A 25,378-nucleotide genomic window follows, 5' to 3' on the forward strand; every position below is an offset into this window, starting at 1 on the left:
AAGTTTAGACTTGTATGCAAGGATTCATTAAGCACCAAAAAACTTAAAGCCCCTTAACTTCTTAATGGTTTTAATCGGCATCAGGATATTGCAGCAGCTGCCTTTCTGAAAATTTGTGCTTCGCAGCCTTCGTGGTAATCGGGGATATTTATACCCGCATCGTATCTGCTTTCCAGTTTTTGATCTGTTGTTTGATGGCGCGGGAAGCTAGTTTTTCTTCCAGTGTTCTTTTAATCAGCGCCTGTAGTTCTTCATCCGGGGCAAACCGCAGTGCCGCGATCTGTGAAAAGGACAGTTGCCGCTCCAGCGCGTCAAATGATTGGCCGGTCAGCACAAAATACCGGTGCCGCATTTCCAGTACCACAATACGGTTCTGAAGCGTAAGCGCATAATGCTGGCGCAGCATATAGGAAAGCCAGCCGGTCAGCAGGATCAGCAGGGCAATAAAGACCCATACCGTTTTCAGCGCAGGATCATTGAAGATATTATAAACCGCGCCCGCTTCCAGGATCAGTAAAACGGGATAAAAAATAAAGTGATGAGGTGGGTAGTAACGGACGTGATTTTTGAAATGCTGGTCGGCCATGATAAAAATTTGCTGTTAAGTTAACGGAATCACCTGAAAATGGCGGGATTCTGTGTGGATAAAATTTTAACATTCCGGATATGATTTGCAAAGCAGATTATCCATATTTTTGTACTGTAATAAAAATAATTACAGAATGATCAACGGACGTTTTGCAACAGTAATCCATATATTGACCTTGCTGGGGCGGGAAAAGGAAGAAGCAGCTTCTTCTTATATTGCCGGCAGCATCAACATAAATCCGGTACTGGTGCGCAAGGAGATCAGCATGTTGCGGGAAGCAGGACTGGTACTTACACAGGAAGGGAAGAACGGAGGGAGCCGTCTTGCGGTACCTCCGTCGAAGATCCGTCTTTCCGATCTTTATAAAATCGTTTATAACGAAGGGCTGTTTGCGCATTCCAAGAACCTGCCCAATCAGCATTGCGCGGTGGGCAAACGCATCAGCACAATTATGGACGACCTGAATCAGGAAGCAGAACAGGCACTGCTGAAACGGTTTCATTCCATTACAATTAAAGACCTGCTGGACCAGGTATAATTTTTTTCAATTTAACTGTAATAAAAAATAATACATTTTAATCTTTAAAAAATCTCAAACAATGAAAATTGCAATTATCGGAGCTACCGGTTTTGTAGGCAGCGCTGTAGTAAAGGAAGCACTTAAAAGAGGACATGTGGTCACGGCTCTTGCCCGGAATACATCCGGGATCGCCGGCGCAGACCGGCTGACGCTTAAAAATGTGGATGTAACGGATGAAACAGCGCTAGCTGAGGCTGTAAAAGGGAATGATGTGGTGATCAGCGCCTTCAATGCCGGATGGGGCAACCCCAATCTTTATGCGGATTTCCTGGCCGGTTCCCGGCATATCGAAGCTGCTGTGGAAAAAGCAGGTGTTAAACGCCTGATCGTTGTAGGCGGTGCGGGAAGCCTGTTTATTGATGGAAAGCAGCTGGTGGACGGACCCGATTTCCCGCAGGAATACAAAGCCGGCGCCACTGCTGCCAGGGATTATCTGGACATTATCCGGGCCAACCAGCAACTGGATTGGACCTTCTTTAGTCCGGCCATTGAAATGCACCCGGGGATTGATGCCGGGCGTACGGGTAAATACCGCCTGGGTACCGAGGCACCTGTTTTTGATGACAAAGGACGGAGCACTTTATCAGTAGAAGATCTTGCAGTGGTACTGGTGGATGAGGCTGAAAAAGCGGCACACATCGGCAAGCGGTTTACAGCAGCGTATTAACGTTAAGTTCAATGGGGCGCAGCGGTCCGGGAAGTATTGTTTTTCGGGCCGCTTTTTTATGCGGCAGATACAGGATCAGCATTGTAACTTTGAAAGAAATGCCAGCGATGAAAAAATGGTTCTTACTGACAGCAGCACTCTGGATAGGGTCTGGTGTAAACGGTCAGGATACGGCACGGATAAAAACACTTATGATGGAGGGGGTGCAGCTGCATGAACGGGGCCAGTATGCCGATGCGATCAAAAAATACGAGGAAGTGCTTGCTGCCGACCCCACGAATATAGTAGCCCAGTACGAGAAGACCTATTCGCTGATGGCGTCAAAAAAATACAAAGAGGCGATTGAATTGAGCCAGGCTATTATTGAAAATAAAGACGCAGAGCCTGCTATGATCGGCAATGCCTACAGTACCTGGGGATCTGCAGTGGACGAAGAAGGCGATCATAAAAAGGCATTGAAAATTTATGATGCCGGAATAAAAAAAGTACCGGCCTATAATATGCTGAATTACAACAAGGCCATCACGTATTTCCGGATGAATGAAGCCGGGAAAGGGGTCGATGAGTTGAAGCAATCTTTATTAAAGAATCCGCGCCACCCGGCATCGCATTTTTTGCTGGGACGGATTATGTACCACCGCAGGAATAAGATGGCGGGCATGATGCCACTGCTGGTATACCTCCTGTATGACAACAAAAGTAAACGGGCAGAGGAAGCGCTGACAACCGTACGATCCATTGTGGAGGCTGGTGTAAAGCAACAGGATTCGGCACATTATTCCATTGATATTGCTCCCGGGGCTTTGGTAAAACGCAGCAATAAAAGTGCAGCAGCGGATGATGATTTCAGTTCGATGGAGCTGTTCCTGGGGCTAAATGCAGCTGCTGCCGTATCAAAAACAAAGGAAATGCTTCCGGCCGACCGTTTTGCCTATCTGCTGAAGCAGGTGATCGGGAACCTGGCAGAACAGAAGGGGCATACCGGTTTTTACGGAACATTTTATATGCCGTTTTTCACCAGGCTGCACCAGGAAGCACTTACGGAAAGTTTTGCCCACCATATCTTTTTTCCCACCGGGAATGTGATGAACGAAGTATGGGTGCAGGATCACCAGGAGCAAATGAAAGAGTTACAGGCCTGGGCGATGAACTATAAATGGCCCGTTGCTGCGGCAGCCGGGAAGGAGTGAATGCACAGGTTTCGCACAGGTAATACCGCAGATTTCCGGGATGGCGCTATAATCGTTATCTTGCAGCCATGCAGCAGTATTTAGATTTGTTACAACATATTCTGAATGAGGGGGTTGAAAAGACCGACCGCACAGGTACGGGCACCATTTCCACATTCGGGTACCAGATGCGTTTTGATCTTCAGCAAGGGTTTCCCATGGTCACTACAAAGAAACTGCACCTGAAAAGCATTATCTATGAATTGCTCTGGTTCCTGAAGGGCGATACCAATACTGGTTATCTGAAGGAGCACGGGGTACGTATCTGGGATGAATGGGCCGATGAAAACGGAGACCTGGGTCCTGTTTATGGAAAGCAGTGGAGAAGCTGGGAAGGAAAGGACGGTAAAGTGGTGGATCAGATCACAGACCTTATTCAGCAGATCAAAAAGAACCCGGACAGCCGCCGTCTGATCATCAGTGCCTGGAATGTAGGTGAACTCTCGGAAATGGCGCTGATGCCCTGTCATACCTTGTTCCAGTTTTATGTGGCGGCACCGAAAACAGCTGACGGAATGCCTGGAAAGCCCCGCCTCAGTTGCCAGCTTTACCAACGGTCGGCAGACGTGTTCCTGGGCGTGCCCTTCAATATTGCCTCCTACGCCTTGCTGACGCTCATGATCGCCCAGGTATGCGGCCTGGAGCCGGGAGAATTCATACACAGCTTTGGGGATGTACATATCTACAGCAATCACCTGGAGCAGGTAAAGCTGCAATTATCCCGCACGCCCTATTCTTTGCCGCAAATGAAGATCAACCCGGAGGTGAAAAGTATCTTTGATTTTAATTACGGTGATTTTGAACTGGTAAACTATCAGGCACATCCCGGTATCAAAGGTGTGGTGGCGGTTTAACACAGGCCTGCATTTAAATTTTATACTATTATTTTACATTTATGATTATATCACTGGTAGCCGCCGCATCCAATAATAATGTCATCGGTAAGGATAACAAATTACTGTGGTCCCTGCCCAATGATATGAAGCATTTTAAAAATGTAACCTGGGGGATGCCGGTTGTAATGGGACGTAAGACCTTTGAATCTTTTAAGCAGCCACTGGCCGGCAGAAAGAATATCGTCCTGAGCAATAACAAAAACCTGAAGATCGATAACGCCATTGTTGCCCGCAGCCTGAAGGATGTGGAACTGCTGGTAAAGGAAATGGATGTCAAGGAACTGATGGTCATAGGAGGGGGGGAGATCTACAAACTTTATCTTCCAAAGGCCAACCGCATTTACCTTACCCGTGTGGACACCGCTCTTGAAGGAGATGCTTTTTTCCCGGTATTTGATCAGAACGCCTGGACCCTGAAAAGCAAGCAGGAGTATAAAGCGGATGATAAACACCTGTTTGATTATACATTTGAGCTCTGGGAGCGATAACGGCGGCAAATTCTAATTCCAAATTTTAAATTCTAAATTTTACATTGGTCTATTCTCCGTTAATTGCTGCATCGAAATATTTCAATTATTATATCCATGCTTCCAACAGCAAAGGACATGGAATGCATTCTCCTTTTGTGTTTGAGTTCATCACGCGGGTGATGAATGATTTTACCCGTTATCCGGATTATGACAAAGTGGAATCCCTGCGCCGGAAACTAAAAAAAGACCCTGCGGTGCTTATCGTGGATGATTTTGGTGCCGGTTCCGCCAAAACAAAATCAAGTGCCCGTAAAGTGGCATCTATTGCAAAAAATGCAGCCAAGCCTGCCAAGTTCGGACAACTCATGTATCGGATGGTCCGTCATTACGGTGCTAAGCACATACTGGAAATGGGGACTTCCCTTGGTATTACCACGGCATACCTGGCTGCAGCCGCGCCGGACGCAAGGGTCATTACGATGGAGGGCGCACCGGCAGTGGCGGATCTGGCCCGGAGTAATTTTGCTGATCTGGGCCTGAAGAACATCGAACTGGTGGAGGGGAATTTTGATGATACCCTTCCGGCAGTGCTGGAAAAAATGCCGAAGCTGGATCTTGTTTTCCTGGATGGCAATCACCGCCAGGAGCCTACGGAACGTTATTTCAGGCAGCTGTTGCCGCATACGCATGAAGAAACCCTGCTGATCTTCGATGATATTCACTGGAGCAGCGGAATGGAAGCCGCCTGGAAAACAGTGGTGTCGGATGCCGCGGTGACCTGTGACATCGACCTGTTCTATATCGGTATTGTAAGTTTCCGGAAAGCATTTAAGGAAAAGCAACAATTTGCGATCCGGTTCTAATCTTCCTCATTGCGGTATATTTTTTCGATCCGTTTATCAGGAATGAACCAGATGATCGCCACGATCGTATACAGCGCGATCCCCACCCAGGTGGAAACAAAAGAAGAACCGATCCCCGCAATATAGAGGATGCCGGATATTTTCCCCTTGGAATCAGTCCCTACAGCCCGGGCCAGTTTGCAATCCGGTCCGCCGGCTTTTATCAGTTCCTTCTGCAGGATCAAATAGGCCACGGCTGCCATGGCCAGCACTATACCATATATTGCCACGGGCAGCGGCTGCATATAGTGATGATCCATCCACGCAGTGGTAAAAGGAAAGAGCGATAGCCAGAACAGGAGGTTCAGGTTCTTCCAGAGAACGGCTCCGTTTATCTTATCCACCAGGTGAAACATATGGTGGTGATTGTTCCAGTAAATACCCACATAAATAAAGCTCAATACATAGCTCAGGAAAGTAGGAAGCAATGCCAGCAGCGACTTCAGTGTATAGTCCTCTTCCGGCGGACGCAGTTCCAGCACCATAATGGTAATGATGATGGCGAGCACACCATCGCTGAAGGCTTCGAGTCTTGACTTGGTCATATAATGTAAAATAAAAAAAGGTGTATAAATATAAAGAGAATTTATACACCTTGGAATTTTTTACAGGATGGACTATTGTAATGCGGTCAGTGCTGCCTCATAGTCGGGTTCTGAAGTGATCTCGGGAACCTGTTCCGTATAAACCACATCGCCGTCGGCATTGGCCACTACAACGGCACGGCTCAGCAGGCCTTTCATCGGTGAATCGGCAAAAGTGACCCCGTAGGCATCGCCGAAATCACCCCTGAAATCGGAAAGGGTTTCTACATTGCTGATGCCTTCTGCGGCGCAGAAGCGGCTGAGTGCAAACGGCAGGTCCTTGGAAATGTTCAGTACTACTGTATTGTCCAGGGCCGCGGCCTTTTCATTGAATTTTCTCACGGATGCCGCGCAAACACCGGTATCAACGCTGGGAAAAATATTCAGTACGATCTTTTTACCGGCATAGTCCGACAGCTTTTTCTCTGCCAGCCCGGAGTTGACCAGTGTAAAATCTTTCAGCTTGCTTCCTTTTTCAGGTAATGCTCCAACAGTGGTAACCGGATTCCCTTTTAACGTAATTGATGCCATAATATTGAATTTATATAATAGGTGAAACACAAAGAAAGCAAAATTATTTTGCAATCACCGGCTGCTCCCGGTTTTTTGAAGATAAAATAACAGTTGGGGGTAACCGGTATAAAAATCCACAGGGACCTCCGCCGTTTTTACGGTTAATTTCTTTAACTTACCTGGTATAACCTTGTGTATGATCATTGGCGTTTTACAGGAACCTTCTTTTGAAACCAGAGTGTCCCTTAATGCAGATGCAGTAGCTGCACTCGTAAAAAAGAACCATACGGTTTATGTGGAGCCGGGTGCCGGAACAAAAGCTCTTTGCAGCGATGCAGACTATGAAAAAGCCGGTGCCGGGATTGTACCGCGTGCCGAAGTAGAGAAGAACGCCCTGGTACTGTTATCCATTCATTTGCCGGGATTCCTTTCCTCCGAAATGGCAGCAAAAACGATGATCGGTGTGTACCAGCCGTTATCCAATCCGGAATTGATGCAGGAGTACGCAGCAAAAGGCAGTACACTTTTTTCACTGGATATGCTGCCCCGTACCACCCGGGCACAAACCATGGATGTATTGAGCTCCCAGGCGAATATCGCCGGTTATAAAGCCGTTTTACTGGCAGCAGGTATGTACGCCCGCTATTTCCCGATGTTCATGACCGCAGCAGGGAGTATTGCACCGGCAAAAGTGCTGATCCTCGGAGCAGGAGTGGCCGGTTTGCAGGCCATAGCTACCGCACGCCGTCTGGGGGCAGTAGTGGAAGTGTTTGACACCCGCCCCGCGGTTAAAGAAGAAGTACTGAGCCTTGGGGCAAAGTTTGTGGAGGTGGAGGGCGCTGCAGATGCGAGTACTTCCGGCGGTTATGCGGTGGAGCAGTCGGAAGCCTACCGGCAGCAGCAGCAGCAACGTATTGCAGAGAGTGTGGCCAGGGCGGATATTATCATCACCACAGCACAGATACCCGGCAAAAAAGCTCCCCTGCTGATCACCGAAAGCATGCTGCAGGCGATGCGCCCCGGATCCGTAATCGTGGACCTGGCAGCTGCAACGGGTGGTAATACGCCGTTTACAAAAGACAACGAAACAATGGTGCTCAACGGGATCTCTATTGTTGGAAATTCAAACCTGGCGGCCACCATGCCGGCAGATGCCAGTAAGCTCTACGGCAGGAATGTGAGTAATTTCCTGGAACTCCTCATTAATAAGGAAGGGGAACTGGAGCTAAATAGCGAAGATGAATTGGTCAGAGGGGCCTGTATCACGCATAACGGAGCCGTGGTGCATGAACGTATCCGCTCCCTGCTGGACAAATAATAAAACAAGTATTATGTTGGAATGGATAGCAGCAAATCAGCAGATCATCTACATTGTAGTGCTGATGATCTTTGTGGGTATTGAGGTCATCGGGCATGTACCCAGCGTATTACATACCCCGTTGATGAGCGGCGCCAATGCCATTCATGGGGTGGTCATTATCGGAGCCATCATCGTCATGGGGAAGGCCGAACCCGGCAATTACCTGGCACTGATACTCGGCTTCCTGGCGGTTGTGGTAGGCACGCTCAATGTAGTAGGCGGCTTTGTGGTAACGGACCGGATGCTGGAGATGTTTAGGAAAAAGAAAAGGTAAAATTCAAAACACTAAGCACTAAATTCTAAATTTTAATGTCTGAGAATAAAGTTTATGACCTGGAAAACAGAACTGAGAAGTTTTCACTCGCGGTCAGGAACTTTTGTTTGAAGCTAAAGGCAGATTTATTTAACAGGGTTTATATACAACAGGTATTGCGTTCCGCAGGTTCTGTGGCCGCCAATTATATTGAAGCTAATGATAATTTGGGCGATAAGGACCTGAAACATAAAATCAGGATCTGTAAAAAGGAATCGAAAGAAACAAAACTCTGGATGAAACATCTTTTAATTTATGATCAAATTGAATTGGAAAACGAGCGACAGGCGTTGATCCGGGAAAGTGATGAGCTGATGAGGATTTTTGCTGCTATTTTACGGAAGCTTAATAGCTAAATAAATTTCAATAAGGGTCGATGTTAGAATTTAATGCTTAGTACTTAGTATTTAGAATTTAGGGTTTAATATTTAGAACTTAGTAACTTAATATTTTTCATGAATCTGCTTACGTTTTGTTACCTGATCTCCTCCATCACCTTCATCATCGGACTGAAGTTATTGTCTGGCCCGGCTACTGCGCGTAGAGGGAACCTTATTGCAGCGGCGGGCATGCTGCTGGCCATTCTGGGAACGGTTTTTTTATACCAGGATGAACGAGGAACACGGCTGGGTAATTACGGCTGGATCTTTGGCGGCATCTTTATCGGTGCGGTCATCGGCACGCTTGCTGCAAAAAAAGTAAAGATGACGGCCATGCCGGAAATGGTGAGCATGTTCAATGGCATGGGCGGACTCTGCGCGGCGCTGATATCGATCGTGGAATTTGATTACCTGGGGGAATTGCATCATACCATCAGGGATACCTATTACGGAAGCACAGCGCTTCCCGCATTTACCGGCCACCTGGTGATCATTCTGCTGGGGTTGATCATCGGATCGGTCTCTTTTTCCGGCAGTGTCGTGGCCTGGGGAAAGCTGAACGGGACAATCAAAGACCGTTCTTTTAAAGGACAGCATATCGTAAACCTTCTTGTATTGCTGGTCATCCTGCTGGCTTCCGTTTTTCTGGTCGTCCGGTTTGATGCTTCCGCAAGCTGGATCTTTTACGGGGTCCTTGCACTGGCACTGGTATACGGACTGCTGTTTGTGCTGCCCATCGGTGGCGCCGACATGCCCGTGGTCATCTCCCTGCTCAATTCTTTTACCGGTGTAGCGGCCGCCTGCGGCGGATTTTTATATAATAATAAAGTGATGCTGACCGGCGGGATCCTGGTAGGTGCAGCCGGAACCCTGCTTACGATCCTGATGTGCAGGGCTATGAACCGTTCCTTACTCAATGTACTGGTGGGATCTTTTGGCGGCGGTACCGCTGCTGCTGCCGGTAACAAAGCCCAGGGAGCCGTAAAGGAGATCAGTCTTACGGATGCTGCGGTCGTAATGGGCTATGCCCAGAAAGTAGTGATCGTGCCGGGATACGGACTGGCCGTAGCACAGGCGCAGCATACCTGCCATGAGCTGGAAAAACTGCTGGAGAGCAGGGGTGTGGAAGTACAATATGCCATTCACCCGGTGGCAGGCCGCATGCCGGGACATATGAATGTGTTGCTGGCCGAAGCAGATGTGCCCTATGAGAAACTGCTGGAAATGGAACAGGCAAATGAGGTCTTTCCTCATGCGGATGTGGTACTGGTACTTGGCGCCAATGATGTGGTGAACCCGGCTGCAAAAACGGATCCGGCTTCTCCCATCTATGGCATGCCGGTGCTGGAAGTGGAGCTGGCAAAAATGGTGATCGTCAATAAGCGGAGCATGAAACCTGGCTATGCGGGCATTGAGAATGAATTGTTCTTTAGCCCGAAGACCTCCATGCTGTTCGGCGATGCCAAAAAAGTACTGCAGGAGCTGGCGGCGGCGCTTAAGAATATTTAAACTATTTTTCCTGCCGGGCTTTTCTGTTGCTATGACAGGCACAGGCATTTTTCGCGGGCTCTTTCCCGGAGACTCTGCCCGAAATAAACCCTGCCGGCGCCACGGGTTTACAGGTGTCAAATCATTAGTTTTGCAGGGTGCAGTTACCATCAGCATTTATCACATCTCTGCGGGGACTTCCGGGTTTTGACGAAGCCGCTTTCCTGCAGGTGCATACGAGCGGCGAAAAGATCACTTCTGTCCGTATTAATCCTTCCAAAACGGATCATCTGCCAATTCATGTAAATAGTATTCCTGTGCCCTGGACCCGGTACGGATTTTATTTATCAGAGCGCCCCCCATTTACTTTTGACCCCCTGTTTCATGCCGGTTGTTATTATGTGCAGGAAGCCAGCAGTATGTTCCTGGAGCAGGCCCTGCTGCAGACAACTGATTGCAGTCAGCCATTAAAAGTGCTGGATCTTTGTGCCGCTCCTGGGGGAAAGACAACGCACCTGCAATCATTGCTCCATCCGGAAAGTTTGCTGGTCAGCAATGAAGTGATCCGCAGTCGTGCTGCGGTATTAAGGGACAATGTGATAAAATGGGGGGCGGAGAATATTGCCGTAACCAATAATGATCCGAAGGATTTTGAAGCGCTGCCCGGTTTTTTTGATGTGGTGGTGGTAGATGCTCCCTGCAGCGGCAGCGGCCTGTTCCGCAGGGATGAAGAAGCCATTGATGAATGGAGCGAAAATAATGTCGCACTCTGCAGTCAGCGCCAGCAGCGTATCCTGGCAGATGTTTTGCCGGCGCTAAAGGAAGACGGTATCCTGATCTACTCCACCTGTTCCTACTCGGAGGAAGAGGACGAAGTGTTGCTGAAATGGCTTACAGAAACGGCCGGACTGGAAGGGTTGGAACTGAAAACGGAAGAGACCTGGAATATTGTGCCGGCGCGATCCGGCAATGCTTTCGGATACCGGTTCTGGCCACACCTGCTGAAAGGAGAGGGTTTCTTTATCGGAGTATTCCGGAAAAAGAGTACGGCTGCCGCTTTGGGTAAATACCGCGCATCCACTAAGGCATTGCCTGCAAAAGAAACAGCGCCGCTGGAAAAATGGATCAGCACAACGGGGCTGCGGTTTGTTTCCTTTGGCGGAAAGGTCTATGCCTGGAACGAGGTGTTGTTCGAGTCGCTGGATCTGGTGGCACAAAGGCTGCGGGTGCTGTATTCCGGGCTGCTTGCGGGGGAGCTGATGCGGGAGAAACTGGTGCCGGACCATGCACTGGCATTAAGCGGGAGAACTGCTGCTGCAGTGATCCGTGCTCCCTTATCAAAAGAGGCCGCCATCCGTTACCTGCAGCGTAAGGATATTTCGATAGAAGCAGCGCAGAAAGGCTGGCAGCTGGCCACGTTTAAAGACCATCCGCTGGGCTGGATCAATGTGCTGCCGAACCGCGTGAACAACTATTATCCCAAGGAACTCCGGATATTAAAAGAATATCCTTCGCAGGAGCGCTAAATATCAATTATCCGCATTAAAAATAATCATCTGCCATGAATCCATCACTCTCTTTTCTGGTACGGTTGTCCCTCGTCCTTTTTTGTATCATTGCCATGGGCTATCTGCTGATGCTGGGGCATACCTTGTTTGCCCCGATGTTCTTTTCTTTTCTAATGGCCCTGTTATTTTTACCTGTTGCCGTTTTTTTTGAACGGAAATGCCGGTTCAAACGAAGCCTGGCCACTACAGTGGTGGTATTACTTATGATACTGATCTTTGCCGGCGTTATTGCTTTTTTCAGTACCGAGGCGCGGTCGTTTACCGAAGACTGGCCGCAACTCAGGCAGAACGGTCTGCAGGCATTCTACCATACCCAGGACTGGATCAGCTCAAAGTTTCACATCAATGCCAAAAAACAATGGAATTATATCAACCAGGGTGCTGAAAAGCTGGTGGCTCAAAGTGCACTGATCCTGGGCACAACCCTGACCACTGTATCCTCCAGCCTTATATTTTTGGGATTCACCATACTTTTTACATTTTTTATCCTCAACTACCGCCGGGTGCTGTATGTTTTCCTGATCTCTGTTTTCGCCGAAGCACATAAGAACCGGGTGGAGGGGATCGTAAAGCGTGTAAAATCGATCATAAAAAAATACATTATCGGGTTGCTGATCCAGATGCTGATCGTTTCTGTAATGCTGATGCTGTTATTGTCTTTATTGGGTGTTAAATACCCCATTTTGCTGGGATTTATGGGCGGGATCTTTAACGTGATCCCTTATCTGGGGATCATCATCGTATTACTGTTCAGCTGCCTGATCACCTTTGCCACGGTAGGCAGTGGAAAAGTGTTGCTGGTAGTGATAGCGTTTATCATTGTACATGCGATCGACAGCAATGTCGTAATGCCGCTGGTGGTAGGTTCCAAGGTAAAGCTGAACCCGATGATCGCGTTTATAGGGATCATTATAGGTGAGATGCTCTGGGGGATATCAGGTATGTTTCTCTGTATCCCGTTCCTTGCCATCCTCAAGATCATTTTTGACCGGGTAGAGGGATTGCATGCCTGGGGAATGCTGATGGGGGAAGAAGGTGAGCTCGACAGCGGAAAGCGGCGCATCCTGCTGGCAAGGGCCCGGAACAAAAGATAATCGGAGCGCCGTTCCCGCCTGGCGTGGAAAACGGACGGGTGCCGGTAGATTATGAACTATTTTGATTAACTATTGAGACGATTTGTAGCGGTTGTCTGGTATTTTTTGGGCAATTTCGCTTCAGAAACAAGCGGTTTTTGGATGTGTTGCCTGTAAAAGGATTGCTCGGTATGATGCCCTTTGTGTACGATTCCCCCTGCGATAAGATTCGCTGCCGCAAATGATTAAATCGAAAAGTAAATTTTATGGTTCATTTTTTTCTTCAGCAAAGCCGGCGGATGCTTCTGGGGCTGGCACTATTTTTAACCTTAAAACAGAGTAGCGGGCAGGAGCAGCAGGCCCCCGCTTATCCGCTTATCACGCATACGCCCTACTTCAGCATCTGGAGTCATTCCGACAAACTGAATGAATCGGTGACCACACATTGGTCAGGCACCGAGCAGTCGCTGGTGGGAGTTATAAAAGTAGATGATCAGTTCTACCGCTTCCTGGGTAAAGAGCCGGAATCCTTTGCGGTGGTATTGCCCGCCAGCGATGAGCAATCATACAATGTGCAGTATACCGAACAGGAACCTGCACAAGGCTGGGATGCCCCGGACTTTAACGATAACGCCTGGAAAACCGGTGCTGCGCCCTTTTCGGACGATAAGAAGATCGCAAATACCTTCTGGGATACGGACGACCTGTGGGTAAGAAGAACCTTTGACCTGAACGAGTTACCTTCGGATGATCTTTTCCTGAAGATCAACCATGATGACAATATCGATATTTATCTGAACGGGGTACTGGTCTATCACAAAACCGGCTGGGTAAACCGGATGACCTACCTGCCGCTGGACAAAGAACTGAAGACGAACCTGAAAAAAGGAAAGAATATCCTGGCGGTGCACCTGCGCAATACCGCCGGAGGACGCCACCTGGATCTGGGTATCTCAAGAAAAGTGCCATCACCGCAGTCCGAACGGCTTTTACTGGCAAAGCAGGAACAGGTAAAGCTTACAGCAATGCAAACGGTTTACCGTTTTACAGCCGGCGGGGTGGCACTGGATGTGAATTTTACATCGCCGCTGCTGCTGAAGGAGGTCGACCTGATGGCGCGCCCGGTATCTTATATTACGTATACGGTGAAATCAAACGACGGCAAACAGCATGATGTAAAGATCTATCTGGGTGCTTCCTCCAATATTGCTGTTAATGAGGCTTCCCAGGAAGTGGAAGCAAAGACCGCTAACAATGGTACACTGAAGCTGCTGCAGGCGGGAACAACAAGTCAGCCGGTGCTGGCAAAAAAAGGCGACGACCTGCGCATCGACTGGGGCTATTTTTATGTAGGTGCGCCCGGCGAAGGTACCACGCAATATATTTCAACCAGTCAGCAGGAAGGCATATCGGGTTTAATGAACAACCGGCTGTCCGGATCCGCCGGCACAAAAGGCAAAAGCCTGGTGTTAAATACCGTACTGGATCTGGGTAAAACAGGTGCCGCTGCCAAGGAACGTTTCATGTTACTGGGGTATGATGAGATCTACTCCATCCAGTATTTTCATACCAATCTGCGGCCGTGGTGGAACCGGACAGGCGGAAAAAGCTTTACGGCAGAAATGAATAAAGCTGCGGCTGATTACAAACCGGTCATGAAAAAGGTGAACGACTTTGATAAAGTAGTCCATGATGATGCATTGAATGCCGGTGGGGCCGTCTATGCAAAACTTTGTGAGCTGGTGTACCGCCAGAGCATTGCCGCACATGCAGTAGTGGAAAGTCCGCAGAAAGAACTGTTGTTCCTTTCCAAAGAAAACTTCAGCAACGGATCGATCAATACCGTGGACCTTACCTATCCTTCGGCGCCCTTATACCTCCTGTACAATACGGCATTACAGAAAGGGATGATGAGCGGGATTTTTTATTACAGCGAAAGCGGCAAATGGACCAAGCCCTTTGCGGCACATGACCTGGGTACCTATCCGCTGGCGAACGGGCAGACCTACGGGGAGGACATGCCGGTGGAAGAAGCGGGGAATATGCTCATCCTGATGGCAGCGATCGCCAAGGTGGATGGCAATGCCACATTCGCAAAAAAACACTGGAAGACGCTCACCACCTGGGCCGGTTACCTGGCCAAAGAAGGATTTGACCCGGCCAACCAGCTGTGTACCGATGACTTTGCAGGACATATGGCGCGGAATGTCAATCTTTCTGCAAAGGCCATCATGGCCCTGCGCAGTTATGCAATGCTGGCCGAAATGCTGGGCGAGACTACTACCGCAAAAAAATACATAGCACTGGTAAAGCCAATGATACCCAAATGGATGGAGCTGGCGAATGATGGAGATCATTATACCCTGGCCTTTGAGAAAAAAGGTACCTGGAGCCAGAAGTATAACCTGGTTTGGGATAAGGTTTTGAACTTTAACTTATTTCCGCAATCGCTGTATGATACGGAGATCCGTTATTACCTTTCGCACCAGCAGCGCTACGGGTTGCCGCTGGATTCGCGGAAGACCTATACCAAATCCGACTGGATCATGTGGACGGCCACAATGACGGACAACCGTAATGATTTTGAAAAATTCATTGAGCCGTTGTACCGGTATGCCACTGAGACCACGAGTCGTGTGCCGATCAGCGACTGGCATGAAACAACGGATGGCAAACAGGTAGGTTTCCAGGCACGGAGCGTTGTAGGGGGCTATTTTATGAAAGCCTTTGACCGCAAACTGAACAAACGATAATATTACTGTTGTATAAGTCAACCGGTGCTTGTTCTGGAACAGGCATTGGTTGTTTTCTTTAATACCTCTTTTATGACTTGCAAAAAATACAGGATACTAAAGGCGCTATGTTGTCTGTGGATCGCAATCGTTTTTTATAACAGCTCGCAGGCACAGGAAACGGATGAGGCGCTTTACCGGAATAACCGCGCACCGCTGAAGCAATTACAGTTCCTGGAGCTGCCATTGGGTGCTATTGCGCCGGAGGGCTGGCTGAAGGAGAAGCTGATCAGCCAGAAGAACGGTGCCACCGGGAAGCTGGATGAACTGTATCCTCTCGTAATGGGCAAACGCAACGGCTGGCTGGGGGGCGACGGTGATCAATGGGAACGCGGGCCTTACTGGATCGACGGACTGCTGCCCCTGGCCTATCTTTTAAAAGACAAAGCGCTGATTGCAAAAGTAAAACCCTGGGTGGAATGGTCGCTGAACAGCCTGCAACCCAATGGCTACTTTGGTCCTGCAAAGGATTATCCCGGCGAGCCGGGGATCCAGCGGGATAACAGTCAGGACTGGTGGCCCAAGATGGTGATGCTGAAAGTGCTGAAACAATACTATGCCGCAACCGGTGATAAACGCGTGATCAAACTGATGACGGAGTATTTCCGCTACCAGCTGAAGACCCTTCCGGAAAAGCCGCTGGACCACTGGACCTTCTGGGCCCGGTACCGTGCCGGCGACAACCTGATGGTAGTGCTTTGGCTCTATAATATTACAGGCGATGCATTCCTGCTGAACCTGGCGGACCTGATCCATAAACAAACCTTCAACTATACCCATGAGTTTTTATATACCGACCTGCTGAGCCGCCCGGGCAGTATTCACTGTGTAAACCTGGCACAGGGGATCAAGGAGCCGGTAGTGTATTACCAGCGTAAACCGGAACAACCATTCCTCGATGCTGTTGAAAAAGGGTTTGCCGATCTGCGCAAATACAATGGTTTGGCCAATGGCCTGTTTGGCGGAGATGAAGCATTGCATGGTAATGATCCGGCTTTTGGTTCGGAATTTTGCACGGCCGTGGAAATGATGTTCTCACTGGAAAGTATACTGAACGTGACCGGCGATGTAAAATATGCCGATCAGCTCGAAAAGATCGCCTTCAATGCATTGCCGGCGCAGATCGATGCGCAGTTCCTCAACCGGCAATACTATCAGCAAACCAACCAGGTGATGGTCACCCGGCACATGCGCAACTTCAGTGTGGACCATGACGGTGCTGATATCTGTTTTGGCCTGCTTACCGGCTATGCCTGCTGTACATCCAATATGCACCAGGGCTGGCCCAAGTTTACACAAAACCTCTGGTATGCCACTGCCGATAAAGGCCTGGCTGCGTTGGTATACGCACCCTCTGCGGTAACCGCAAAAGTTGCAGATGGCACAGAAGTGAGCTTTAAAGAACAGACCCAATACCCGTTTGAGGAAACGATCCGCTTTTCGCTGGAAACAAAATCAAAAAAGCCGCTTCGTTTTCCGTTTCACCTGCGCATACCCGCCTGGTGCGATGCTGCCGTGGTTAAAATAAACGGCGCTCTTCACAGTCAGGCAAAAGGTGATACCATCTTAAAAATAGACCGGGACTGGAAAAGCGGAGATGTGGTGACGCTGGAACTGCCGATGCGCATTAAGAAGAACCGCTGGCAGCAGAATTCCGTGTCCATTGAGCGGGGACCGCTGACCTATGCATTAAAAATAGGAGAGCAGGCAAAAGAAATTACCAATACAAAAGACCCGGTGGAGAACGGCGATACCTATTGGGAAATACGCCCCACCACGCCCTGGAATTACGGATTGCCCGATTTTTCTGAAGAAAAGCTGAATGAGCAGTTTAAAGTGGAACAACACTCCGCTGAAGGCAAGGATCCCTGGTCGCTTGCTTCCGTGCCGTTGTCCATCACCGCAAAGGGAAAACGCTTTGCGCGCTGGCAATTGTATAATGAGTCCGCCGGACCATTGCCTTATAGTGTCACGTACGGACTGCACCTCGGGGATGAGGAGCCGATCACGCTTGTTCCATATGGGGTGACACGATTAAGAGTGGCACAGTTTCCTGTGTACTGATTTTATTGGTATTTTTCCGATCGCATAATAGTTGTATAGGTTTAACGAATTGAATGTTTGTTATGAATGCTTTGAGAAATTTATTGTTTACCGGCATGATCTGCGGAATGGCCACCGGTAGCGTTCTTTCGCAGCAGAAAGATCTCGTGTCGTATGTAAACACGTTGCAGGGTACCAATTCTGCACATGAACTGACAAGAGGGAATACCTATCCCACTACGGCCTTGCCTTTTGGTATGCATACCTGGACACCACAAACCGGGCCGAACGGGGACGGGTGGAAATACCAGTATGCAAAGAATAAAATAAGAGGTTTTCAACAGGCACACCAATGCAGCTCCTGGACGAACGACTATGCCGTATTCTCGTTCATGCCTGTAATTGATAACCTGGTGGTGAACGAGAACGACCGTGCCACGGAATTCCGGCATGAAAAGGAAATCGCTCACCCGCATTATTATAAGGTGATGCTGGAAAACGCCATCACAACGGAAATGGCGCCCACCGAAAGAGGCGTGCACCTGCGCTTCAGTTTTCCTAAAGGCCATAAAAGTTTCCTGGTGCTGGATGGGTATACCGGCTTAAGCGGAATTGAGATACATCCTGCTGAGAGAATGATCACGGGTTATGTGAATAACGGACGTGGTTTTCAGAAAGGGTGGAAAAGTTTTTTTGTGATCCGCTTCGATCAGCCCTTTACCACCCAGGGCACCTGGGAGAATAAGGAAAATACGGTGCAGCCCGGTGCGTTAAATGCAGAAGGGCAGGGCAAAGGTGCCTATCTTCAGTTTGCCGATGGTGTCACCGTGCAGGTAAAAGTGGCTTCTTCCTATATCAGTGCGGAGCAGGCAGCGCGCAACCTGCAAGGGGAACTGGGTGCGGATAAAACACTGGAACAAACAAAGGCCCGGGCGCAAAAGACCTGGAATGAGCACCTGGGCCGCATCCTGGTGGAGGGAGATTCCGAAGAAGATAAGGCAACCTTTTATTCCTGTTTTTTCCGGGCCAGCCTTTTTTCAAGAAAATTCTATGAGCTGGACCAGGATGGAAAGCCGTACTATTTCAGTCCCTATGACGGTACAGTGCATACCGGTTATATGTTCACCGATACCGGGTTCTGGGATACCTTCCGGGCACAGTTCCCGTTAAATGCCTTGCTGCACCCCACCATGCACGGGCGTTATGTAAGTGCCCTCCTGGATGCGCAGGCACAGTGCGGCTGGCTGCCATCCTGGTCGTTTCCCAACGAACAGGGAAGCATGATCGGTAATCATGCCATTTCATTGCTGGCAGATGCCTGGGTGAAAGGGATCCATACTTTTGATCCGGAAAAGGCATTGGAGGCCTATCAGCATGAAGCCAATAATAAAGGTCCCTGGGGGCCTGCCAACGGCAGAGATGGTTATAAGGAGTATAACAGCTTGGGCTTTGTGCCCTATCCGAAATACCGGGAGGCCACGGCCAAGACACTCGAATATGCTTATGATGATTTTTGCGGGTATGCACTTGCGAAAGCATCCGGTAATGAAAAATACGCTAAGGCATTTGCTGAGAAAATGTTCAACTATAAAAATGTTTTTAATGCTGCAACCGGATTTATGCTGGGCAGGGATGAGAACGGTAACTGGAAACCGGATTTTGATCCGGTGGAATGGGGTGGTCCTTATACCGAAGGCAATGCCTGGCACTGGGTATGGTCCGTATTTCATGATATCGAAGGGTTGAAGGGATTGCTGGGCGGCGACAAAGCATTCACCGCAAAACTGGATTCAGTTTTCAGTGTGCCCAATACCGTAAAAGTGGGCACTTATGGCGGTATGATCCATGAGATGACGGAAATGGTAATGGCCAACATGGGGCAGTATGCGCATGGCAACCAGCCCATACAGCATATGGTATACCTGTATAACTATGCCAATGAACCCTGGAAGGCGCAGTATCATGCACGTGAAGTGATGAAGCGCTTGTACAATGCAACAGAGGATGGTTACCCGGGCGATGAGGACCAGGGACAAACTTCATCCTGGTATGTGCTGAGCGCATTGGGGATCTACAGTGTTACACCGGGTACGAATGAATATGTGATCGGTAGCCCGTTGTTTAAGAAAATTACCCTGACGCTGGAAGACGGTAAGAAATTCGTCATCGAAGCGCATAATAATGCGGCTAAAAATGTGTACATCAAAAAAGGGAAGCTGAACAAAAAAGAATATACCAGAAATTTCATCACTTACCAGGATATCGTAAAAGGCGGTCATCTTTATTTTGAAATGAGTGATGTGCCGGCTAAAGAGCGCGGGCTGGGCGCGGCCAATCAGCCCTTTTCTGTGTCTCGCAGCCCCTACAGATAAGGCGCAAGTGGGGTTCAAAATAATCCGCGAAGATCCACGCAAAAATCTCCGGCAAGTATGCAGCTGTTTTTGTAATTTACGGTTGTTTATATAAACCAACAACCCCATAAATTACTGGAGAAACATACAATGGACGAATGGATCCGGGAGCAAAAAGAGCCGAAACCTGCTGTATTACTGGTTGACGACAACGAAGAAATACTGGATTATCTTGCAGGTGACCTGGGTATGCACTACTCGGTACTGAAGGCCCGTGATGGTGTAGAGGCGCTGGCTTTACTTGAAAACGAGCTGGTACAGCTGATTGTCAGTGATGTGATGATGCCGCAGATGGACGGGTTTGAATTCTGTGAAAAATTAAAATCCAGTGTAGCGTACAGTCACCTGCCCGTTATTTTACTTACGGCAAAAGATACCCTGCAATCAAAGATCCAGGGACTGAAAACCGGTGCGGATGCCTATATTGAAAAGCCCTTTTCCCTGGAACATTTACTGGTACAGATCGGCAACCTGCTGGAGAGCCGTACACGGCTGAAGGAATTCTATGCCCGTTCGCCGCTGGCGCATATCAACAGCATGGCCTATTCAAAAATGGATGTGGAATTCCTGGAACAACTGCATGCCCTGATCGTACGCAACCTTGATGATGCCGGTCTGGATGTGGAGAAGCTGGCGCTGGGCATGAATATGAGCCGGCCCACGCTTTACCGCAAAATTAAATCCATCTCCGGCCTGGCGCCTTACGATATCATCAACCTTACGCGTTTGAAAAAAGCAGCGGCGCTGATCAATGAAGGCAATCACCGGATCAATGAAGTGGCGGAGCTGGTGGGGTATAATTCGCCCAGTCAGTTTAAACGGAATTTTCTCAAACAATTTAAAATGGCGCCCTCGGAGTATATTGACAAGGTATCGGATACTTTCAATAAAAAGAACAGGGAGTAATAACACCGGTTATGGTTCTGTTGCGGGTAGTGTCAGTATAAAATTATTAAATCCACTTTCTTCCCTGTATTCCAGCGTGCCGTTGTGAAGCGCGGCCAGTGATCGGGCCAGAGACAACCCGATCCCGGCACCTGACTGCGAGCTGCCTTCCTTCGAGCGGAAGAACGGCACAAAGATCCTGGCCCGGATCTCCGGCGGGATGATGGTGCCGTCGTTGGAAACCGTTATTACAACTGCGTTTGAGCCGGCTATTGTTCCCGTTCCCACTTCACAGCGTGCCACGCGGTGTCCGTATTTGATCGCATTGTCCAGCAGGTTGCTGATGATCTTGATGCAGGCATCCTCATCCGCATGCAGCAGCAGGGAACTAACCGTTGTATGAAACTGCGAGGTCATTCCCTTTTTATCAGCAGCCGGACTAAAGCTTTCCCAGATCGTTTCGGCCAGTGCCACAATATTTAAGGTGGTCAGGTGCAGTTCATAATTCCCGGATTCGATACGCCGGAAGTTCAGGAGCTGGTTGGTAAGCGCCAGCAGCCGTTCGGTGTTCCGGTTCATTACAGACAACTCCCGCTCTGCCTCCGGCATTTTGCCGGTCATTTTAAGCAGTTTGTCCATGGGCGCTTTTATCAATGTAAGCGGAGTGCGGATTTCGTGCGCAACGGTGGTGAAAAAATCCACCTTGGCCTGGTTGAGTTCTTTCTCTTTGTTTAAGGCAAACAGCTGCATCTGGCGTCGTTGTTTTTCCTCCTGCCGGTGGTGCAGCAATTTTAACAAGCCAAAGAGTAGCAGGACGGTAACAACAAAATAGAGGGTATAGGCCGTTTGAGATTTCCAGAAGGGAGGGTGTATTTCCAGCCGGATGGCCTTTTCATTGGATACCCACAGTCCGCTGCTGTTGGTGGAGCGTACCTTAAAAATATAGTTGCCCGGAGCCAGGTTATTAAAATGCACCCTTCGCTCTGCGCCGATAAAATTCCAGGTTTTATCTAGTCCTTCCAGCTTATAGGTATATTGCAGGTTGTCAGGAGAAGTGTAGCTGAGCGCGGAAAAATCAAAACTAAAAGTTGCCTGATCATGATCGAGTTCGAGGCTTCCGGTATTTAAAATAGAAGTACGAAGTGGGGAATGAAGTGTTTGTGGTTCCACATTTTTATTGAACAGTTGGAGTTTTGTAAAATAAATAGAAGGGATGTGATGGTTGACGCTGTACCGGTTGGGATCAAATTTTATCAGCCCCTTTACGCTTCCGAAATAGAACATGCCGCTGCCGTCTTTATATGCCGAGCGGTGGTTGAACTGCTCGCTTACCAGTCCGTCGGTTTTTTTAAAGACTTTTATATCTCCTGTTTTTTGATCAATGCGTACAAGGCCCATAGACGTACTGGCCCAGATATTGTAATCCCGGTCTTCCAGGAGGGCATATACCATATTGCCGGGAAATCCATTATCTGTATTATACAGCCGGAATTTTTTTTGCGCCGGATCCACACAGTACAGGCCATTCTCGGTGCAGATCCAGATCTGCCGGCGGTGGTCTTCAAAAAGGTTCAGGATGCGGGTCTCCTTCAACAGGTCCTTGCCCCTGGTAAACAATGATAGTCTTACAAGCCGCTGATCGCTGTCGAGATAGAATACGCCTTCATGGTGCGTGCCCAGCCAGAGGCGTTGTTGCCGGTCCTCCATTACGGCCGAATAAAAGGCCTGTGGCGGGATGCTGTTAAAGGGCAGGAACTGCTTGGTGGCTGGCTGGTACCGGAACAGTCCGTTGGCGGTGCAGATGATGATATGGCCTGCAGCGGTTTTGTAAATGATATTGATATAGTTGCTGCTGATCCCTTTGCCGCTCCCGTCTGCTTCAAAATGGGCGATCACCCGTTCGCGTTCCAGATCCATGATATAAAGTCCGTGTTCAAAGGTGCCGATGTACAGGTGACGTCCGTCTGCCAGTAACCCGTGGATATTGGTGGATGCGATGGCGGGCTTTACCGCCTTTTCAATATAATTTTCAAAATATCCCGTACGCGCATTCAGCTTTATGAGGCCCTTGTCCTCCGTCCCGATCCACAGGTTATGGTTAGGATCCTCGGTGATCTCACGGATCACGTTACCTGCAATGGAATGTTTAACCGGGGATGGGAAATCTTTTTCAAAATGAAGATGGGCATTGGGATGGTAGTTGATACCTCCGAAATAGGTCCCTATCCAAATGCCGCCCTCTGTATCCCTGCACAGGGAATAGACCGCATTGTCCGATAACGCATAAGGATGATTGCGGATCTTCTGGATATGCCGCGCGGTATCGTACCGGCTGTTATAAATAAACAGACCGGATTCCGTAGCAACCCAGTATTCGTCGCTGGCGGTTTGTAGAATGCTCCTCACAAAAAGTTTCTTTCCGTTCAGGGCCGTCAGGCGGGTATTGGCCCAGGAGCCGGAAGCAGGATGAAACCGTTTCAATCCTTCTCCGGAGGTACCGATAAGCAGTGTGCCATCGCTGCTTTCATAGATCCTCTCAATGGAATTGCGGCGCCGGCCATCCGGAATCGGCGGCAGTGGTTCAAACCGGTTAACTGCCGGATTGTAGCGCGCCAGCAGTCCTTCTCCATAACCGATCCAGAGTGTACCGTTATGGTCGCAGAGGATGGAGGAGATATTTTGGATGGACCCATTGCTGAACGCCGTAATCTTTTTTGTGGCAAAACGATACTGGTAAAGCCCTGTGTCTTCTGCAAACCACAGGTTGCCCTTGCCATCGTCCTGGATGGCGCGTATGGTTTTGCCGCGCGAACCGGGCAGCCGGGTGAAATTTTCGCCATCGGCATTAAAGGAATAGATCCCTTTTTCTGTGCCTACCCAAAGCGTGCCACCCTCGTCCTCATACAAATAAAAAATGGCATTGCTGCCCAGGTCGTGATCACCCGCACCGCTTCGGTAGATCTTAAAGGCATACCCGTCAAAGCGGTTCAGTCCGTCGGGAGTGCCGAACCACATAAAGCCTTTTTTATCCTGTAAGGCAGTGATCACTGAATTGTGGGAGAGACCGTTCTCCACCTCGTAATGCCGGAAATAAAGCGACTGGCTATATGCCGGTCTGCAAACAAAAATGAGGAGCAATAAACTGATAGATCGTAACAATGGCATCAATTTTCCCGTTGACCGTGCAATTTAAAATGAGACGATTTGAACGGTTTTTGACTTAAAATGGATAGCCGTCCTCTTTGCCTTATAATAATTTTGATGGCCAAGTTACGAAACTTAAAGAACGAAATTCTTGTATATGAAAAAAATGATTTCTTCTGAAATTGTCAGAACCTGCTTGCTGCTGCTTGTTTTTTTGCCGCTGTTCCATGCATGTTCGAAGAAAAAAGAGCCCGTTCCGGAGCGGATCACCTATGATCCTTCCAAACCGGTGGTCATTGATCATTTCACGCCCGACAGCGGGGGCGTAAGTACACAGATGCTTATTTACGGCAGCAATTTCGGCACAGATACTTCTTTGATAAAAGTATATGTTAACGACAAACGTGCTCCATTGATAGGGTCAACGGGTAGCGTATTATATGTATTGGTGCCCTCGAAGGCCGGCACCGGTGATGTAAAGGTGGTTATGGGGAGGGATGCCGATCTGAAAGAGATAAAAGCCGCATCGGCCTTCCAGTATATTTTCAGACCCTCGGTAAGTACGCTGGCCGGTTTTAAAAACGAAAGAGGAGAATCGCCGATCGTCGACGGGGATATTAAGATCGCCCAGTTTGAAGAGCCGTACTGGCTTTGCTTCGACCAGCATAAAAACATTTACCTGCTGGAGGAGTACCGCGGATTGCGGTTCATCGACTCCGCACTTACTACTGTAAAAACGCTTTTCCGGGTGGGGAACGGATTGGGACGTCCCAGAACCCTGGCCTTTAATCCTACCTGGGATACGCTGTACCTGACAAATGACCAGGGCGATGACAGAGGCATCAGCACAGCGGTACTGACCCCTGCGAGTGGCTTTACCAGGTGGAATGCACTCATCTACAGCAAGCAGTGTAATGGTGGGGATGTACAGCCACAGACGGGTGATTACTTTTTCAATTCCTATGCAAATGGGCAGGTGTACAAATGGGATCGTGCTACCCGCACTGTAAAAGAACTGTACCGTGTGGGTGACAATCAATGGGAGTTTAATATACAGTTTGCGCCCAGTGGCGACTTTGCTTATATGGTGGCGGTAAACAGGCATTATATTCTTAAAGCCACCTACAACCGCCAGACCCGCACCCTGGAAGCACCGGTGCATTTTGTAGGACAACGGAGCAGTAACGGCTACCGGGATGGCGTGGGGACCTCCGCTTTATTTAACGAACCCCACCAGGGGGCCTTTGATGAGTTTGATAACTTTTATGTATGCGACCGGGTCAATCACTGCATCCGAAAAATAACGCCGGATGGAGTGGTCACTACGTTTGCCGGCAGGCCCAACCAGCCGGGATATAGTGACGGTGCTTTGCGTGATGCACAATTCGACCGGCCGGTGGGGATCATTTATAACAAAGAAAATGGAACATTTTACATAGCAGACCAGATCAACAGACGCATCAGAACGATAACTACTGAATAAAAACTACG

General features: G+C 48.9%; 21 protein-coding genes. 17 read left to right on the forward strand and 4 right to left on the reverse strand.

What is annotated here, in order from left to right:
• Positions 1 to 148 precede the first annotated feature (148 nt).
• Positions 149 to 586, reverse strand: coding sequence for a DUF6526 family protein (locus K7B07_RS22395; protein WP_223712770.1), 438 nt, complete (start codon positions 584 to 586; stop codon positions 149 to 151).
• Between the two features lie 136 nt (positions 587 to 722).
• On the opposite strand from K7B07_RS22395, the gene K7B07_RS22400 reads away from it, so the two are divergent.
• The 6 genes from K7B07_RS22400 to K7B07_RS22425 all read left to right on the forward strand — a co-directional run bounded on the left by K7B07_RS22400 (position 723) and on the right by K7B07_RS22425 (position 5,294).
• Positions 723 to 1,127, forward strand: a complete 405-nt coding sequence (locus tag K7B07_RS22400) for an Rrf2 family transcriptional regulator (RefSeq protein WP_223712771.1) — start codon at positions 723 to 725, stop codon at positions 1,125 to 1,127.
• Between the two features lie 61 nt (positions 1,128 to 1,188).
• Complete coding sequence (locus K7B07_RS22405; RefSeq protein WP_223712772.1) at positions 1,189 to 1,836, forward strand: NAD(P)-dependent oxidoreductase; 648 nt, start codon at positions 1,189 to 1,191, stop codon at positions 1,834 to 1,836.
• 107 nt (positions 1,837 to 1,943) lie between these two features.
• Positions 1,944 to 3,026 (forward strand): tetratricopeptide repeat protein, encoded by a 1,083-nt coding sequence (locus K7B07_RS22410; protein ID WP_223712773.1) that lies wholly within the window; start codon positions 1,944 to 1,946, stop codon positions 3,024 to 3,026.
• A gap of 68 nt (positions 3,027 to 3,094) precedes the next feature.
• Entirely contained in the window at positions 3,095 to 3,919 is an 825-nt protein-coding gene (locus K7B07_RS22415) for a thymidylate synthase (RefSeq protein WP_223712774.1), read from the forward strand.
• A gap of 41 nt (positions 3,920 to 3,960) precedes the next feature.
• Positions 3,961 to 4,449: a dihydrofolate reductase gene (locus K7B07_RS22420; protein WP_223712775.1), complete on the forward strand. Its 489-nt coding sequence runs from the start codon at positions 3,961 to 3,963 to the stop codon at positions 4,447 to 4,449.
• A 44-nt stretch (positions 4,450 to 4,493) separates the two neighbouring features.
• Positions 4,494 to 5,294: an O-methyltransferase gene (locus tag K7B07_RS22425; RefSeq protein ID WP_223712776.1), complete on the forward strand. Its 801-nt coding sequence runs from the start codon at positions 4,494 to 4,496 to the stop codon at positions 5,292 to 5,294.
• Here the strand turns inward: K7B07_RS22425 and K7B07_RS22430 are convergent.
• The gene (locus K7B07_RS22430) at positions 5,291 to 5,878 is read right to left on the reverse strand and encodes a TMEM175 family protein (RefSeq protein ID WP_223712777.1); all 588 of its coding nucleotides are present in this window, start codon (positions 5,876 to 5,878) and stop codon (positions 5,291 to 5,293) included. The genes K7B07_RS22425 and K7B07_RS22430 overlap by 4 nt on opposite strands.
• Positions 5,879 to 5,950: 72 nt before the next feature.
• On the reverse strand, positions 5,951 to 6,448 hold the full coding sequence (tpx, locus tag K7B07_RS22435) for a thiol peroxidase (RefSeq protein ID WP_223712778.1): 498 nt from the start codon (positions 6,446 to 6,448) through the stop codon (positions 5,951 to 5,953).
• Between the two features lie 178 nt (positions 6,449 to 6,626).
• Between tpx and K7B07_RS22440 the strand changes: the two genes are divergently transcribed.
• From K7B07_RS22440 to K7B07_RS22485, 10 genes are all read left to right on the forward strand, one after another.
• On the forward strand, positions 6,627 to 7,748 hold the full coding sequence (locus tag K7B07_RS22440) for an NAD(P) transhydrogenase subunit alpha (protein WP_223712779.1): 1,122 nt from the start codon (positions 6,627 to 6,629) through the stop codon (positions 7,746 to 7,748).
• Between the two features lie 13 nt (positions 7,749 to 7,761).
• On the forward strand, positions 7,762 to 8,064 hold the full coding sequence (locus K7B07_RS22445; RefSeq protein WP_223712780.1) for an NAD(P) transhydrogenase subunit alpha part 2: 303 nt from the start codon (positions 7,762 to 7,764) through the stop codon (positions 8,062 to 8,064).
• Positions 8,065 to 8,099: 35 nt separating this feature from the next.
• Entirely contained in the window at positions 8,100 to 8,459 is a 360-nt protein-coding gene (locus K7B07_RS22450; protein WP_223712781.1) for a four helix bundle protein, read from the forward strand.
• Positions 8,460 to 8,558: 99 nt separating this feature from the next.
• Positions 8,559 to 9,992, forward strand: a complete 1,434-nt coding sequence (locus tag K7B07_RS22455; RefSeq protein WP_223712782.1) for an NAD(P)(+) transhydrogenase (Re/Si-specific) subunit beta — start codon at positions 8,559 to 8,561, stop codon at positions 9,990 to 9,992.
• Positions 9,993 to 10,129: 137 nt separating this feature from the next.
• Entirely contained in the window at positions 10,130 to 11,497 is a 1,368-nt protein-coding gene (locus K7B07_RS27830; protein ID WP_223712783.1) for a methyltransferase RsmF C-terminal domain-like protein, read from the forward strand.
• 35 nt (positions 11,498 to 11,532) lie between these two features.
• Positions 11,533 to 12,633 carry an AI-2E family transporter gene (locus K7B07_RS22465; protein WP_223712784.1) on the forward strand — a complete coding sequence of 367 codons (1,101 nt, stop codon included), beginning with the start codon at positions 11,533 to 11,535 and terminating at the stop codon, positions 12,631 to 12,633.
• A gap of 245 nt (positions 12,634 to 12,878) precedes the next feature.
• Positions 12,879 to 15,365 carry a glutaminase family protein gene (locus K7B07_RS22470; protein ID WP_223712785.1) on the forward strand — a complete coding sequence of 829 codons (2,487 nt, stop codon included), beginning with the start codon at positions 12,879 to 12,881 and terminating at the stop codon, positions 15,363 to 15,365.
• Between the two features lie 72 nt (positions 15,366 to 15,437).
• On the forward strand, positions 15,438 to 17,468 hold the full coding sequence (locus K7B07_RS22475; RefSeq protein WP_223712786.1) for a beta-L-arabinofuranosidase domain-containing protein: 2,031 nt from the start codon (positions 15,438 to 15,440) through the stop codon (positions 17,466 to 17,468).
• A 62-nt stretch (positions 17,469 to 17,530) separates the two neighbouring features.
• Positions 17,531 to 19,819, forward strand: a complete 2,289-nt coding sequence (locus K7B07_RS22480; RefSeq protein WP_223712787.1) for a GH92 family glycosyl hydrolase — start codon at positions 17,531 to 17,533, stop codon at positions 19,817 to 19,819.
• A gap of 129 nt (positions 19,820 to 19,948) precedes the next feature.
• Complete coding sequence (locus K7B07_RS22485) at positions 19,949 to 20,764, forward strand: response regulator transcription factor (protein WP_223712788.1); 816 nt, start codon at positions 19,949 to 19,951, stop codon at positions 20,762 to 20,764.
• Positions 20,765 to 20,773: 9 nt separating this feature from the next.
• On the opposite strand, the gene K7B07_RS22490 is transcribed toward K7B07_RS22485, so the two are convergent.
• The gene (locus tag K7B07_RS22490; protein WP_223712789.1) at positions 20,774 to 23,902 is read right to left on the reverse strand and encodes a ligand-binding sensor domain-containing protein; all 3,129 of its coding nucleotides are present in this window, start codon (positions 23,900 to 23,902) and stop codon (positions 20,774 to 20,776) included.
• Between the two features lie 142 nt (positions 23,903 to 24,044).
• Here K7B07_RS22490 and K7B07_RS22495 point away from each other — a divergent pair, with 142 nt between their 5' ends.
• Positions 24,045 to 25,370 (forward strand): IPT/TIG domain-containing protein, encoded by a 1,326-nt coding sequence (locus K7B07_RS22495; RefSeq protein WP_223712790.1) that lies wholly within the window; start codon positions 24,045 to 24,047, stop codon positions 25,368 to 25,370.
• Positions 25,371 to 25,378: the final 8 nt, after the last annotated feature.

This window comes from Niabella beijingensis, assembly GCF_020034665.1.
GTDB classification, from domain to species: Bacteria; Bacteroidota; Bacteroidia; order Chitinophagales; family Chitinophagaceae; genus Niabella; species Niabella beijingensis.